Genomic DNA, 14,274 nt, shown 5'->3' with positions numbered 1-14,274 from the left:
CTCAGGAAAATTCTGTCAATGCAAAACAGACTGCTTTTGACCCGGCTTGTTCATCCGCAGCCCCGAAATTGTAGGCGTTCACCGGTACAAAAACGTCATTTCAGCCCGTTTCAACCGTGCCAGACCAGGACCAATAGTTCATGTAACCATTCTAGCCGTGGCCGCCGGCCACACGGACCCGTATCCTAACACCCCCGCGCCCGCCGACGCTAAGTTCAAGCAGGCCGCCTAACAGGTTCAAAACGAATGAATGCTCTAGCCCGCCGTGCCGCAGGCCTGCTACTCAGCACAGTGTGTCTGCCACTGTCAGCATTGGCTGCAGACCCGCAACCTACTCACGAATTCACCCTGGACAATGGCCTGAAAATCATCGTCCGCGAAGACCATCGCGCGCCCGTGGTGGTTTCGCAGGTCTGGTACAAAGTCGGTTCCAGCTATGAAACCCCTGGCCAGACCGGTTTGTCCCATGCCCTGGAACACATGATGTTCAAAGGCAGCAAAAACGTGGGGCCAGGCCAGGCTTCACTGATTTTGCGTGATCTGGGCGCTGAAGAAAACGCGTTCACCAGCGACGACTACACCGCGTATTACCAGGTTTTGGCCCGTGATCGCCTGGGAGTAGCCTTCGAGCTGGAAGCCGATCGCATGGCCAGCCTGCTTCTGCCCCCTGAAGAATTCAGCCGCGAAATTGAAGTCATCAAGGAAGAACGCCGCCTGCGCACTGACGACAAGCCCAGCGCCAAAGCCTATGAGCGCTTCCAGGCCATGGCCTACCCCGCCAGCGGTTACCACACGCCGACCATCGGCTGGATGGCAGACCTGGACCGGATGAAGGTTGAGGAGCTTCGTCATTGGTACGAAGCCTGGTACGTGCCGAACAACGCCACCTTGGTGGTGGTCGGCGACGTGCAGCCCGACGACGTAAAAGCCCTGGCGCAACGTTATTTCGGGCCGATCCAGCGGCGCGACGTACCACCGTCGAAAGCCCCGCTGGAGCTGGCTGAGCCCGGCGAACGCAAAATCACCCTGCACGTACAGACTCAATTGCCGAGCCTTATGTACGGTTTCAACGTACCCAGCCTGTCCACCGCTGCGGATCCACGCTCGGTCAATGCGCTGCGCCTGATTTCCGCCCTGCTTGACGGCGGCTACAGCGCACGCATTCCGACCCGTCTGGAGCGAGGCGAAGAGCTGGTTTCAGGCGCCTCGTCGAGTTACGACGCCTACAGCCGTGGCGATAGCCTGTTCATGCTCAGCGCAACCCCTAACACGCAGAAGAAAAAAAACCTGGCCGATGTTGAAGCCGGTATCTGGCGCCTGTTGAATGAGCTGAAAACCACGCCGCCGTCCAATGAAGAGTTGGAACGGGTTCGGGCGCAAGTGATTGCCAGCCTGGTCTACCAGCGCGATTCGATTACCAGCCAGGCCAGCACGATCGGCGAACTGGAAACCGTCGGCTTGTCGTGGAAGCTGATGGACGAAGAACTGGACGCACTTAAAAGCGTGACCCCGGCCGATATCCAGAAAGCCGCCCGCACCTATTTCATCCGCGAACGTCTCAGCGTTGCGCACGTTTTGCCCGAGGAGACTGCACATGAGTGAGCACAAGGGTCCACGTTATGGGCTACTTGGCCTGGGAGCCTTGGGGCTGGTGGTCATGCTCGGCGCCTTTATCGCTCCCCAGGCCGAGGCTGAAAGCATCGCACCTGACAGCACCACGCTGAAGGACACCGTCCAGGCTCTCCCTGACAACAACCTGCAATCGCTCAAAGAACTCGACGGCAAACCGCCAGCACGGCGCACCTTGAACATCCAGACCTGGAAAACTGCCGAAGGCGCCAAGGTGATGTTCGTCGAAGCGCGTGAATTACCGATGTTCAACTTGCGCCTGACCTACGCCGCCGGCAGCAGTCAGGATCGAAGCACCCCCGGCATCGCCGTACTGACCAACGCCATGCTCAATGAAGGCGTGGCCGGGAAGAATGTGGGCGCCATCGCCGAGGGCTTCGAAGGCTTGGGCGCTGATTTCAGCAACGGCGCTTACCGCGACATGGCAGTGACCTCCCTGCGCAGCCTGAGCGCCGTGGACAAGCGCGAGCCGGCGCTGAAGCTATTTGCCCAAGTCGTCGGTAAACCGACATTCCCTGCCGACTCACTGGCGCGGATCAAGAACCAGTTGCTGGCCGGCTTCGAATACCAGAAACAAAACCCCGGCAAACTCGCGGGCAATGAGTTGTTCAAGCGTCTCTATGGCGACCACCCTTATGCGCACCCGAGCGAAGGGACGGCCAAAAGCATTTCACCTATTAGCATCGCGCAGCTCAAGGCCTTCCACGCCAAAGCCTATGCCGCAGGCAATGCGGTGATCGCATTGGTCGGCGACCTGTCCCGATCCGAAGCAGAAGCGATTGCTGCCCAGGTTTCCTCTGCCCTGCCTAAAGGCCCGGCGCTGCCGAAAATCGAACAACCGGTCGATCCTAAAGCCGGTGAAACCCACATCGAGTTCGCGTCCAAGCAAACGCACTTGATGCTCGCGCAACTGGGGATCGAACGTAACGACCCGGATTTCGTCGCGCTGACACTCGGCAACTCGGTACTCGGCGGTGGCGGCTTCGGCAGTCGTTTGATGACGGAAGTGCGGGAAAAACGTGGCCTGACCTATGGCGTTTCATCGGGTTTCACCCCGATGCAGGTGCCAGGCCCGTTCATGATCACCCTGCAAACCCGCGCCGAACTCAGCGAAAATACCCTGAAGCTGGTTCAGGACATCGTGCGTGACTTCCTCATCACAGGCCCGACCCAGAAAGAACTGGACGACGCCAAGCGTGAATTGTCCGGCAGCTTCCCCCTGTCCACGGCCAGCAACGCCGATATCGTTGGTCAGCTAGGTGCGATTGGTTTCTACGACCTGCCGCTGACGTACCTGGAAGACTTTATGCAACAGGCGCAAAACGTGACGGTCGAGCAAGTCAAAGCTGCCATGAACAAGCACCTGAGCGCGGATAAGATGGTGATCGTCACCGCGGGCCCGACGGTGCCGCAAAAGCCGTTGCCACCCCCTACTGACAAACCTACTCAGCAACCTCTCGGGGTCCCGGAGCACTAATGGCCAATCCAAGACCAAAGGGCCATAACGGCCTGGGTCAACTGCGCATCATCGGTGGCGAATGGGGTAGCCGTCGCCTGACCTTCCCCGACGCTCCAGGCCTGCGTCCAACGCCGGACCGCGTGCGCGAAACGCTGTTTAACTGGCTCGCAACGCACATCGAAGGCGCGCGCGTACTCGACGTATTCACCGGCAGCGGCGCGCTTTACCTGGAAGCCCTGTCGCGCGGCGCGGGCATGGCCCTGGCGCTGGACAATAACGCAGAGGCCCTCGCCAGCCTGCGACGGAACCTGGACATGCTCGGGTGCACGGTTGGCCAGGTATCACATACCGACAGCCTGCGTTATCTGGAAACCCAGACGCCTGCCCAGTTCGATCTGGTCTTTCTCGACCCGCCCTTCCACCAGAACCTGCTGCCTGCCGCCTGCGCCCTTCTTGAAGAGCGTCATTGGCTGGCTGACAACGCCTGGATTTACACGGAAAGCGAAATCCCGCCGTCGTCTGTCGGTTTGCCAGGCAACTGGCGCCTGCACCGGGAGAAGAAAGCCGGGCAGGTGTATTACGCGCTATGGCAGCGGAGTACCGAGGTAGACGCCTGATCGCGGTGCCAGCCATATGCATTCACTCCCGCAGAACCCGCAAGGTCTGCGTGGGGTGGATTCATTGGCGAAGGCGTCATGAGTGACACACAGTAGGCTTCAACCCTACCGCTGAAGAAAAACTCCGGCACGCCTGTCCGCAGTTGTGGCAACGTAGCGTTTATGCAGTAAACGTGAATTGCCGACGAGTTCGAACGTGCCTATCCAACTTGCTACGACCACGCTTCCAGACCCGTTCATTCCCGCTTTAGGACTGGCTAACCCGCACCTGCAAACGCTGTGGGGCCCCTTGTGGCGAAAAAAAGCAAAGCTTGAACGCCCGCGTGAACGTATTTGGTTGGCCGACGGCGACTTTCTGGATATGGACTGGCACGGCCCGCATGAGGCAGACACGCCTTTGGTCCTGGTGTTGCACGGTCTGACCGGCTCGTCGAACTCGCCTTACGTGGTGGGTTTGCAGCAGGCTCTGGCCCTCCAAGGCTGGGCCAGCGTGGCGTTGAACTGGCGTGGTTGCTCTGGCGAACCCAATCTTTTGCCACGCAGCTACCACTCCGGCGCCAGTGAAGACCTCGCCAGCGTCATTGCCCATCTGCGCACCCTGCGACCCTTGGCGCCGTTGTATGCGGTGGGCTATTCGCTGGGCGGCAATGTGCTGCTCAAGCACTTGGGCGAAGTGGGCAGCAACAGCTTGCTGCAAGGAGCCGTTGCCGTGTCGGTGCCGTTCCGTCTGGACCAGTGTGCCGACCGCATTGGCCAAGGCTTCTCCAAGGTATACCAAGCACATTTCATGCGTGAAATGCTGGTGTACATCAAAGACAAGCAGCGGCGCTTTCAGCACGAAGGACTCAGCGAAGGCCTCGCGGAACTGGCGGCACTCGGCTCGCTGGAGAACATGCGCACCTTCTGGGATTTTGATGGCCGGGTCACCGCGCCCTTGAATGGTTTTGCCGACGCCGAGGATTATTACCGTCGCGCTTCCAGCCGGTACTTCCTGGGTGAGATTCGTACGCCCACGCTGATCATCCACGCCGCCGACGATCCTTTCGTATTCCCCCACAGCCTGCCAGAAGCCGACGAGCTGTCGTCCAGCACCCACTTCGAACTGCAAGCCCGAGGCGGTCACGTCGGGTTCGTTGACGGGTCGCTGAAAAACCCGAGCTATTACCTAGAGCGGCGCATTCCACTGTGGTTGAGCACTGCCCATCGTTCGGCCACCGCTTTGGGGTGAGTGACAGACTTCAGCGACATTGCACAATCCTTCAAGACAGTCTCTCCCTGACTATTTAAGATGCGGACTCAAGGAGAGACTCATGTCCCGCTATCAGCTTTATACCCGTGGCATACGCGACAGCGTGCCCATGTTGGTCGGCATCGCACCCTTCGGCATTATTTTCGGCACGCTGGCAGGCGCGGGCGGTTTGTCGTTGTGGCAAGCGCTCGGCATGTCGATGTTCGTGTACGCCGGCTCCGCGCAATTTATCGTCGTCAGTCTGATGGGCGCTGGCGCCAGTGCGGTGGTGATTCTGCTGACCACCTTTATCGTCAATCTGCGCCATGTGCTGTACAGCGCCACGCTGCAACCCCAGGTGAGTGCACTGCCTCAACGCTGGCGGGTGCTGCTGGCGTTCTGGCTGACCGACGAGACGTTCGCCGTGGTTCAACGCTTTTATATCGTGCACGGGCGTTCGCCGCTTGGGCATTGGTATTGGGTCGGTGTCGCCAGCGCGTTGTATGCCTGCTGGGTCAGCAGTTCGGTGGTGGGCGTGCTGTTTGGCCAGGCGGTGCCTGATCTGGCGGGCTGGGGGCTGGAGTTCGCCATGCTCGCGACCTTTATCGGAATCGTCGTGCCTTTACTGCGCAATCAACCGCAAATCGCGGCGGCACTCGCCGCTGGCGCGGTGGCCTTGATGACGCATACCTGGCCTTACAAACTGGGCCTGATGGCGGCGGCATTCAGCGGGATCGCCGTGGGCGTCTTGCTTGAGCGTCGACGCTCTGGCGCCAGCGACGAAGCGTCGAGTCACGAGGTGCGATCATGAGTTACTGGTGGCTGATTGGCGGCATGACCGCTATTACGTTCCTGATGCGCTACAGCCTGTTCGCCTGGCCGCATTTGCGCTTTCCGCCCGTGGTACGCCAAGGGCTGCACTATGTGCCCACGGCCGTGCTGACCGCGATTGTGGTGCCGGGCATGCTGCTGCCCGATGGCGAGCATTGGCAATTGAACGCAAGTAACGCCTACTTGCTGGCCGGCCTCGCAGCCATCGCCATCGCCGCCTTCAGCCGCAACCTGCTGGCGACCATTGGCGGCGGCTTGCTGGTGTTCTTCCTGCTGCGCTGGGCGCTGGGGCAGATTTAGGGTTGAGACCGGTGTGTTTCTGGCTGACCTCAGGCGCCAGTGGCGACAGCGCGATTCGGATCGGTGATCCATTCGCTCCACGACCCGGCGTACAGCGAACCCAGTGGATACCCCGCCAGGCACAGCGCGAACAGGTTATGGCAGGCCGTGACGCCTGAGCCGCAGTAGGCCACCAGATGATTTGGCGAACGATCACCCAGCGTTGCCGCAAAGCGTTGTTTGAGCTGGTCTGCTGGCAGAAAGCGGCCGTCGGCACTCAGGTTTTCGTTGAACGCAACACACTGCGCACCCGGAATATGGCCGGCGACCGGATCGATCGGCTCCACCTCACCACGGAAACGCGGCGCGGCGCGGGCATCGAGCAGCGTCATGTCTGGTTGGCCCAGACGCGCTTGCAGCGCCTGGGCGCTGAGCAGCAACGAATCATCCGGCTCACCGGTGAAGGTCCCTTTCTTGTTTTGCGGCGCGTCCAGACTCAACGGCAAACCCGCCGCGTGCCAGGCTTTGAGGCCGCCATCCAGCAAGTACACGCCGTCACGCTTGCCCAGCCACGCCAGCAACCACCATCCACGAGCAGCAAACGCGCCGGGGCCGTCGTCGTACAGCACAATATCGCTGTCCTGACTGATGCCCCACTCCTGCAATCGCTGAATCAGCACGTCCGGTTTTGGCAACGGATGACGGCCTGTCACGCCCTTGATCACCTTGTCGCTGAAATCACGCTCCAGATCAGCGAACCTGGCGCCCGCGATATGCCCTTCGGCATAACTGCGCTGGCCATAGTCAGGGTCTTCCAGGGCAAAGCGACAATCGAGAATCACTAGCCCTGGGTGCTGTTGGCGAGCGGCCAGTTGTTCCGGGCTGATCAGTTGCGCGATGGACATGGCAAGTTCCTGTGAGAAAAATTCAGATCAATGTTATGACAAAAAAAACGTCAGGGCGTTTCCTCTAACGCCCGCCCCAACGGCACATAAAATTCTTCACACAGCGCATTCACCGCGTCCCGTGCCTCTGGCGTGACGTAACCCAGTTCCAGCATCAGCACCTGGTACACGCCTCGGCGCATGGCGTCTTCACTGAGTCGCGTGGCGTCTTCCAGCGTGGTGCACAAAAACCGCACCCACGACGTAAGGATAATCCACACATTGAGGGTCAACGACTCAATCTGCACCTTATCCATGCGCAAGATACCGGCCTCGACGAAGCCACTGTAGATGGCCATGCCCTGAATCAGACAGTGCTGGGAAAACCGTCGGTAACGCGCAGCCAGTTCTGGATCGGCGTCGAGCAGATGCTCCAGATCGCGATGCAGGAAACGGTAGCGCCACATGCCGTCGAGCAGCTCCATCAAATAGAAACGCTTGTCCTCGACACTCGGCAGACGCCCCTTGGGCGGACGCAGAAAGCTGTCCACCAAGGCTTCGTACTCGGTGAACAGCTCGGCGATGATCGCCTGCTTATTGGGGAAGTGGTAATACAGATTGCCCGGCGACATTTCCATGTGCGCAGCAATGTGGTTGGTGCTGACGCTGCGCTCACCCTGCTGATTGAACAGCTCCAGGCTGTTTTGCACGATACGTTCGCGGGTTTTGATGCGTGGTGCCATGTTCAGCTCGACCGCTTAAACGTGTGGAGAATATGCCGCATCTTAGCGCAGGCAATGTCAGGTATACCGCCTTCGCATTGCCCCCCATTTTGAGGGAGCGACTTCATTCGCGAAGAAGACCGCTCGGTTCTGGATTTGACTTTATAGAGCAATAACTCTAAAAGTACAGCATAACGCTAATACGAGCCACGACCATGCCCGCCGAAATCGCCTGTCAGCAAGAGTCCGAGCAAGCCTTCAATGAGCTTGAGCAGCTGTTCAACAATCAGCGACGGGCCTTCGCGGCCAATCCTATGCCGCTCGCCGGCCAGCGTCTGCAATGGCTCAAGACCTTGCGCACGCTATTGAGCGATGAACGGCAGGCGTTGGTCGACGCCATCAACAGCGATTTTAGCCACCGCAGCGCCGATGAAACCCTGCTGGCTGAGTTGATGCCAAGCCTGTTGGGCATCCAGTACGCCAGCAAACATCTGAAAAAATGGATAAAGCCTTCGCGCCGACACGTTGGTATGGCGTTTCAACCGGCGTCGGCCAAAGTGATCTATCAACCATTGGGCGTGGTCGGGGTGATCGTGCCGTGGAATTACCCGCTATTTCTCGCCATCGGCCCACTGGTCGGCGCACTGTCTGCGGGTAATCGGGTGATGCTCAAGCTCAGCGAATCGACGCCAACCACCGGTCAGTTGCTCAAGCGCCTGTTCGCCCAAGTGTTCCCTGAAGATTTGGTCACGGTTGTGCTGGGTGAAGCCGAGGTCGGCATGGCCTTCTCGACATTGCCTTTTGATCATTTATTGTTCACCGGGGCCAGCAGCATCGGTAAGCACGTAATGCGCGCCGCAGCCGAGAACCTGACCCCGGTCACCCTGGAGCTGGGCGGAAAATCCCCTGCCATCGTGTCCAGCGATGTGCCGCTCGAGGACGCCGCCGAACGCATCGCTTTCGGCAAAACCCTGAATGCCGGACAAACCTGCGTCGCGCCCGACTACGTGTTAGTGCCCGAAGACCGGGTCGACGGGTTTGTCGACGCCTACCGAAAAGCGGTACAGAAGTTTTATCCGACACTGATCGACAACCCGGACTACACCGCGATCATCAACGACCGACAGTTGGCCCGACTCAATCGCTACCTCGACGACGCCAGCAGCAAAGGCGCGCGAGTGATTCCGCTGTTCGAGCAGGGCCAGGGACGGCGCATGCCGTTCAGTCTGCTGCTGAATGTCAGTGATGACATGACCGTGATGCAGGACGAAATCTTCGGCCCGCTGCTGCCCATTGTTCCCTACAGCCGCATTGATCAGGCGTTTGCCTACATCAATCAGCGCCCGCGCCCATTGGCGTTGTACTACTTTGGCTACAACAAGGCCGAGCAGCAGCGCGTACTGGAACAGACCCACTCCGGCGGCGTGTGCCTGAACGACACGCTAATGCATGTCGCCCAGGATGACATGCCGTTCGGCGGCGTCGGCCCCTCCGGCATGGGCCACTACCATGGCCATGAAGGCTTTCTGACCTTCAGCAAGGCCAAGGGTGTCTTCATCAAGCAACGCTTCAATGCAGCCCGGTTGATTTACCCGCCGTACGGCAAGGCGATCCAGCGGCTGGTCTACAAGCTGTTCATTCGTTAGCCCTGACTGACAACCGCCGTCCAACAAATCCATAAGAACAGGGCCACAAAAACAATGAACAACAGCCTGTCTGAAAGCCCCAACCTATCACGTCGGGGCGTGCTGAAAATCGGCCTGTGCGCCAGCGCCTTCCTGTCCTCTGCCGGGCTCGCGGCGAGCCTGAGCGGTTGCTCGGCCAACACGCCTGCCAGCGGCTTTGCCGTATTACGCAGCAGTGATCTGCCATTCCTGCGCGCACTGATTCCAGTGATGCTCAAAGGCAGTCTGGGTGAGATTGCGCTACCGAACGCCATCGCGGGCACCCTGCAAAGCATCGACGCCAGCCTTGATCGACTGTCGCCGGAGATGCTCAAACTGACGCAGCAACTGTTCGATGTACTGGCGCTGCCCGTCACCCGAGGTCCATTGACCGGTGTCTGGGGCGGCTGGGAAAATGCCAGCCCGTTGCAGATGACGGCCTTCCTCAATCGCTGGGAAAACAGCGCATTGAGCCTGTTACGCATGGGCCATGGCGCCTTGCTGAAGCTGGTGACGATGGCTTGGTACAGCCGCCCGGAATCGTGGGCGCATTGCGGTTATCCCGGCCCGCCGACTGTTTGAACCACACATGCCCCACCCCCCCAATAAAAATAGATAGATCGAGGCCCTATGCCGGTTCCTGATGTGTTTCGAGAAGGCCTTGCCCGTGGCTGGAAAACCTACAGCGGCGCGCAATTGACCCATGACCTGACGCTGGAGGCGGATGTCGCGATCATCGGCAGCGGCGCTGGCGGTGGCACCACGGCAGAAATCCTCAGCGCGGCTGGCTATAAGGTATTGCTGATCGAAGAAGGCCCGTTGAAAACCAGCAGCGACTTCAAGATGCTCGAAGATCAGGCTTATTCCAGCCTTTATCAGGAAGGCATCGGCCGCATGAGCAAGGATGGCGCGATTACCATCCTCCAGGGACGAGCCGTCGGCGGCACCACGCTGATCAACTGGACGTCGAGCTTTCGCACCCCCGAACCAACCCTGGAACACTGGGCCAAAGAACACGCGGTCAAAGGCCACAGCGCAGCCGAAATGGCGCCGTGGTTCGCCAAAATGGAACAGCGTCTGGGCGTTGCCCCGTGGGTCATGCCACCCAACGCCAACAACGATGTGATCCGCAACGGATGCGAGCAGTTGGGTTACAGCTGGAAAGTCATCCCGCGCAATGTACGCGGCTGCTGGAACCTAGGGTATTGCGGCATGGGCTGCCCGACCAATGCCAAACAATCGATGCTGGTCACGACCATCCCCGCGACTCTGGATAAGGGCGGCGAGCTGCTGTACCTGGCCCGCGCAGAACGGCTGGTGATCAAAGGTGACAAGGTTGTCGGCCTGCAATGCGTGGGCATGGATGAGCGCTGTGTGGCGCCCAACGGTCGCAGTATCACAGTCAAGGCAAAGCACTACGTACTGGCCGGTGGCGGTATCAACAGCCCTGCCTTACTGATGCGCTCCGACGCCCCGGACCCGGACAAGCGCGTGGGCAAGCGCACGTTTCTGCACCTGACGAGTTTTTCCGCAGCGTTGTTCGACCGGGTGATTAATCCGTTTTACGGCGCACCGCAGTCGATTTATTCCGACCATTTCCAATGGACCGACGGTGCCACAGGGCAGATGTCTTACAAGCTCGAAGTACCGCCCCTGCAACCGGCGCTGGCCAGCACGCTGCTCGGCGGCTTCGGCCAGGAAAACGCAGAGCGCATGGCCCAACTGCCTAATACCCACATGATGCTGGCCTTGATGCGTGACGGTTTTCACCCGGGCAGCCCGGGCGGCAGCGTGGAACTGCGCGGCGACGGCACGCCAGTGCTCGATTATCAGGTGTCGTCTTACGCCTGGGATGGCATTCGCCGGGCTTATCACAGCATGGCCGAGATCCAGTTTGCTGGCGGAGCTAAGGCGGTGATGCCGGTACACGAAGACGCTGGCTACGTGAAAAGCCTGGCCGAGGCACGATCAGTCATCGACGGTTTGAGCATGGAAACGTACCGCACCCGACTGGGCAGCGCCCATGTGATGGGCGGTTGTGCCATGGGTGAAGAGCCAAAAACCGCTGTATGCGATAGCCTTGGCCGGCATCATCAGTTGAGCAATCTGTCGATCCATGACGGCTCGTTATTTCCCACCAGTATCGGTGCCAACCCGCAACTTTCGGTCTATGGACTGACCGCGCAACTGGCGACTTTGCTGGGTGAAAGGCTAAGATCGGCTTAGATGCGTAGCACCGGAAGGCGCTGTAAAAGCGGCGGAAACGCCTCATTTGCCAAAGCAATAATGCCCCTGCTATCCATAAGCCGACTTGGCCCACCGGGATTGCTGCGCTACCATCCGACTCCCCAACGGACTCCGACCAGGACGACGCGATGAACCGAGTGTTGTACCCAGGCACCTTCGACCCTATCACCAAGGGCCATGGCGATCTGGTCGAACGCGCCTCGCGCCTGTTCGACCAAGTGGTCATCGCGGTTGCTGCCAGCCCGAAGAAAAACCCGCTGTTTCCCCTGGAACAGCGCGTGGCGCTGGCCCGAGAGGTCACTAAACACCTGCCCAATGTCGAGGTGGTAGGTTTCTCCACCTTGCTGGCGCACTTCGCCAAAGAGCAGCACGCCAACGTGTTCCTGCGCGGGTTGCGGGCGGTATCGGATTTCGAATACGAGTTCCAGCTGGCCAACATGAACCGCCAATTGGCCCCGGACGTGGAAAGCCTGTTCCTTACACCGTCCGAGCGTTATTCGTTCATTTCCTCAACGCTGGTCCGTGAAATCGCGGCACTGGGCGGCGATATCACCAAGTTTGTACACCCGGCGGTAGCTGAGGCGTTGACCGAACGGTTCAAACGCTAAGGTGCATCGGACGAACTAATGCGGCACAATTCGCCGCATTAGTTTTCATATGCCCCGGCGCTGCCCGTGGCAGGAGTGCTTCATGTCCCTGATCATCACCGACGACTGCATCAATTGCGACGTCTGCGAACCCGAGTGCCCGAACGAGGCAATTTCTCAAGGTGAGGAGATCTACGTGATCAATCCGAACCTGTGCACCGAATGCGTTGGCCATTACGACGAACCGCAGTGCCAGCAAGTCTGCCCCGTGGATTGCATCCCGCTGGATGAAACCCACGTCGAGAGCAAAGACGAACTGATGGCCAAATACCTGATTTTGACCCACAAAGCCTAGCCCCTTCGACGCTCCTGCACTCGCCAGCCGGGCTGCACTGCCTGTCGACAAAAGCGAGTTCCGGATGACCCGTACGCTGAATCGTCTCCCCTCCCTGCTCGGCGCCCTGCTCCTGCTGTGCGCCCTTGCCGCTCAGGCCAAGGCACCGCAACAGGCCGCCATCGCCAGCCCCCATCCGCAAGCCACAGCCGCCGGTCGAGAAATATTGTTCATCGGCGGCAACGCGTTCGACGCTGCCGTGGCGGTCAGTGCCGCGCTGGCGGTGGTCGAGCCTTATGCTTCCGGGCTGGGCGGTGGCGGGTTCTTCCTGCTGCGGCAAAGCGCTGAGCCGATTCGCTATCAGTTCCTTGATGCCCGCGAACGCGCACCACTCCAGGCCAACCAGAGCATGTATCGCCGCGACGGCAAGGTACAACCCACGCTGTCGCTCAACGGCCCACTGGCCGCCGCCATTCCGGGCTTGCCAGCGGCGCTGGTCGAACTGGCCGAGCATTACGGTAAACTGCCGCTGAAAACCTCGCTGGCCCCGGCCATCCGCTTGGCGTATCAGGGGTTTGCCGTCGATCCTGTTTACCGGGAGCGCGCTGGCTGGCGTTTGTCCGCCTTGCGCGACGACCCGGAGAGCACCCGGCTGTTTCTGCGCCACGGGAACATCCCGGCGCTGGGCGAGATCATCAAACAACCGGAACTGGGGCTGACCCTTGATCGTTTTGCCGACAAGGGGCGCGCCGGTTTCTACGAAGGCCTGACCGGTCAGGCGCTGGTCAAAGGGGTCAGGTCCGCTGGCGGCATCTGGACAGACGACGATCTGCAGCGCTATCGAGTGGTTGCCCGCGCGCCGCTACGCTTCCCATTAGCGGATAATCGCGAGTTGATCAGCGCCCCGCCACCCTCCGCAGGCGGCATCGCGCTGGCCCAGAGCCTGACGATGTTGCAGCAGTTGCCGTGGCGTGAGGCCGACAAGGTGCAGCGTGCCCACTACGTGGTCGAAGTCCTGCGCCGGGCTTACCGCGACCGAGGCTTGCTGGGCGATCCGGATTTCGTCAGCAACCCATTGGCCCATGTACTTGATCGCGACTACCTAAAGCAGCTGGCTCGCGACATCGACCCACACGACGCGACGCCCAGCGCCAGCCTGCCGCCTGCGCCTAAATGGCGTGAGGGCGATCACACCACTCATTTCGCCATCCTCGACAGCGAGGGCAATGCGGTCGCTGCGACGCTTTCGGTGAATCTGCCGTTCGGGTCAGCCTTCAGCGTGCCCGGTACTGGCGTGGTATTGAATAACGAAATGGACGACTTTGCCGCCGACCCGCAAGGCAGCAACGCTTACGGTCTGGCCGGCAGCCAAGCGAACGCCATCGCGGCGGGCAAGCGGCCGCTGTCGAGCATGAGCCCAAGCTTTATTGAAAGTCCAACCGAGTTCAGCGCCTTCGGCACACCGGGCGGCAGCCGTATTCCGAGCATGGTGCTGCTGTCGATCCTGCAATACCTGGACGGACAACCCGTTGCGACATGGCCTGCCGTGCCGCGCTATCACCACCAGTATTTGCCGGATGTTATCGAGTACGAACCCGACGCCTTTTCTCCAGAGCAACTGACTGAGCTGCAAGCACGCGGCTACAGCCTCAAGGACACCAAGCGCGCCTATGGCAATCAGCAGGTGCTGTTCTGGAACAAGGACAACGCCAAGGTCGAAGCCGCGAGCGATCCTCGCGGGCTTGGGATTCCAGCAGTGTTCGACCCGACAGTCAGGCAAGCCGCGCCTTAGC

Annotated in this window: 14 protein-coding genes; 12 read left to right on the top strand and 2 right to left on the bottom strand. The window is 60.1% G+C overall.

Translation table 11 applies throughout. The features are described from left to right. The first annotated feature begins 246 nt into the window (after positions 1 to 246). The 6 genes from ACVBEG_RS25680 (at position 247) to ACVBEG_RS25655 (ending at position 6,064) form a co-directional block, all read left to right on the top strand. Positions 247 to 1,602, top strand: coding sequence for a M16 family metallopeptidase (locus ACVBEG_RS25680; protein ID WP_322176887.1), 1,356 nt, complete (start codon positions 247 to 249; stop codon positions 1,600 to 1,602). Further along, positions 1,595 to 3,106, top strand: a complete 1,512-nt coding sequence (locus ACVBEG_RS25675; protein ID WP_322176888.1) for a M16 family metallopeptidase — start codon at positions 1,595 to 1,597, stop codon at positions 3,104 to 3,106. Before ACVBEG_RS25680 ends, ACVBEG_RS25675 begins: the two co-directional genes overlap by 8 nt. Continuing rightward, on the top strand, positions 3,106 to 3,705 hold the full coding sequence (rsmD, locus tag ACVBEG_RS25670; protein WP_322218454.1) for a 16S rRNA (guanine(966)-N(2))-methyltransferase RsmD: 600 nt from the start codon (positions 3,106 to 3,108) through the stop codon (positions 3,703 to 3,705). Before ACVBEG_RS25675 ends, rsmD begins: the two co-directional genes overlap by 1 nt. Before the next feature lie 196 nt (positions 3,706 to 3,901). Further along, entirely contained in the window at positions 3,902 to 4,933 is a 1,032-nt protein-coding gene (locus ACVBEG_RS25665) for a hydrolase (protein WP_322176890.1), read from the top strand. Positions 4,934 to 5,015: 82 nt separating this feature from the next. Beyond that, positions 5,016 to 5,744 (top strand): AzlC family ABC transporter permease, encoded by a 729-nt coding sequence (locus ACVBEG_RS25660; protein WP_322176891.1) that lies wholly within the window; start codon positions 5,016 to 5,018, stop codon positions 5,742 to 5,744. After that, entirely contained in the window at positions 5,741 to 6,064 is a 324-nt protein-coding gene (locus tag ACVBEG_RS25655; protein WP_322176892.1) for an AzlD domain-containing protein, read from the top strand. The genes ACVBEG_RS25660 and ACVBEG_RS25655 overlap by 4 nt, the downstream gene beginning before the upstream one ends. A 29-nt stretch (positions 6,065 to 6,093) precedes the next feature. Here the strand turns inward: ACVBEG_RS25655 and ACVBEG_RS25650 are convergent, their stop codons facing one another. Both ACVBEG_RS25650 and ACVBEG_RS25645 read right to left on the bottom strand, forming a co-directional pair. Next, complete coding sequence (locus ACVBEG_RS25650; RefSeq protein ID WP_447108404.1) at positions 6,094 to 6,948, bottom strand: sulfurtransferase; 855 nt, start codon at positions 6,946 to 6,948, stop codon at positions 6,094 to 6,096. Between the two features lie 50 nt (positions 6,949 to 6,998). Then, positions 6,999 to 7,670 (bottom strand): TetR/AcrR family transcriptional regulator, encoded by a 672-nt coding sequence (locus ACVBEG_RS25645; protein ID WP_322218460.1) that lies wholly within the window; start codon positions 7,668 to 7,670, stop codon positions 6,999 to 7,001. 194 nt (positions 7,671 to 7,864) lie between these two features. On the opposite strand from ACVBEG_RS25645, the gene ACVBEG_RS25640 reads away from it, so the two are divergent. The 6 genes from ACVBEG_RS25640 (at position 7,865) to ggt (ending at position 14,273) form a co-directional block, all read left to right on the top strand. Further along, entirely contained in the window at positions 7,865 to 9,295 is a 1,431-nt protein-coding gene (locus ACVBEG_RS25640) for a coniferyl aldehyde dehydrogenase (protein ID WP_447108403.1), read from the top strand. 54 nt (positions 9,296 to 9,349) lie between these two features. After that, entirely contained in the window at positions 9,350 to 9,895 is a 546-nt protein-coding gene (locus tag ACVBEG_RS25635; protein WP_322218463.1) for a twin-arginine translocation pathway signal protein, read from the top strand. Between the two features lie 48 nt (positions 9,896 to 9,943). Continuing rightward, positions 9,944 to 11,539 carry a GMC family oxidoreductase gene (locus ACVBEG_RS25630; RefSeq protein ID WP_322176897.1) on the top strand — a complete coding sequence of 532 codons (1,596 nt, stop codon included), beginning with the start codon at positions 9,944 to 9,946 and terminating at the stop codon, positions 11,537 to 11,539. A gap of 149 nt (positions 11,540 to 11,688) precedes the next feature. Further along, positions 11,689 to 12,168: a pantetheine-phosphate adenylyltransferase gene (coaD, locus tag ACVBEG_RS25625; protein ID WP_322176898.1), complete on the top strand. Its 480-nt coding sequence runs from the start codon at positions 11,689 to 11,691 to the stop codon at positions 12,166 to 12,168. Positions 12,169 to 12,250: 82 nt separating this feature from the next. Further along, positions 12,251 to 12,502 (top strand): YfhL family 4Fe-4S dicluster ferredoxin, encoded by a 252-nt coding sequence (locus ACVBEG_RS25620; protein WP_219062877.1) that lies wholly within the window; start codon positions 12,251 to 12,253, stop codon positions 12,500 to 12,502. Positions 12,503 to 12,566: 64 nt separating this feature from the next. Then, complete coding sequence (gene ggt / locus ACVBEG_RS25615) at positions 12,567 to 14,273, top strand: gamma-glutamyltransferase (protein WP_322176899.1); 1,707 nt, start codon at positions 12,567 to 12,569, stop codon at positions 14,271 to 14,273. Position 14,274: the final 1 nt, after the last annotated feature.

The organism is Pseudomonas sp. GG8 (assembly GCF_052976945.1).
This window is presented reverse-complemented; position numbering and strand designations above follow the sequence as displayed.

Coding starts and splice junctions, on each gene's coding strand:
- ACVBEG_RS25645 (WP_322218460.1), bottom strand. CDS start 7,670: ATGGCACCACGCATCAAAACCCGCGAACGTATCGTGCAAAACAGCCTG.
- ACVBEG_RS25640 (WP_447108403.1), top strand. CDS start 7,865: ATGCCCGCCGAAATCGCCTGTCAGCAAGAGTCCGAGCAAGCCTTCAAT.
- ACVBEG_RS25650 (WP_447108404.1), bottom strand. CDS start 6,948: ATGTCCATCGCGCAACTGATCAGCCCGGAACAACTGGCCGCTCGCCAA.
- ACVBEG_RS25620 (WP_219062877.1), top strand. CDS start 12,251: ATGTCCCTGATCATCACCGACGACTGCATCAATTGCGACGTCTGCGAA.
- ACVBEG_RS25660 (WP_322176891.1), top strand. CDS start 5,016: ATGTCCCGCTATCAGCTTTATACCCGTGGCATACGCGACAGCGTGCCC.
- ggt (WP_322176899.1), top strand. CDS start 12,567: ATGACCCGTACGCTGAATCGTCTCCCCTCCCTGCTCGGCGCCCTGCTC.
- ACVBEG_RS25680 (WP_322176887.1), top strand. CDS start 247: ATGAATGCTCTAGCCCGCCGTGCCGCAGGCCTGCTACTCAGCACAGTG.
- ACVBEG_RS25655 (WP_322176892.1), top strand. CDS start 5,741: ATGAGTTACTGGTGGCTGATTGGCGGCATGACCGCTATTACGTTCCTG.
- rsmD (WP_322218454.1), top strand. CDS start 3,106: ATGGCCAATCCAAGACCAAAGGGCCATAACGGCCTGGGTCAACTGCGC.
- ACVBEG_RS25635 (WP_322218463.1), top strand. CDS start 9,350: ATGAACAACAGCCTGTCTGAAAGCCCCAACCTATCACGTCGGGGCGTG.
- ACVBEG_RS25630 (WP_322176897.1), top strand. CDS start 9,944: ATGCCGGTTCCTGATGTGTTTCGAGAAGGCCTTGCCCGTGGCTGGAAA.
- coaD (WP_322176898.1), top strand. CDS start 11,689: ATGAACCGAGTGTTGTACCCAGGCACCTTCGACCCTATCACCAAGGGC.
- ACVBEG_RS25675 (WP_322176888.1), top strand. CDS start 1,595: ATGAGTGAGCACAAGGGTCCACGTTATGGGCTACTTGGCCTGGGAGCC.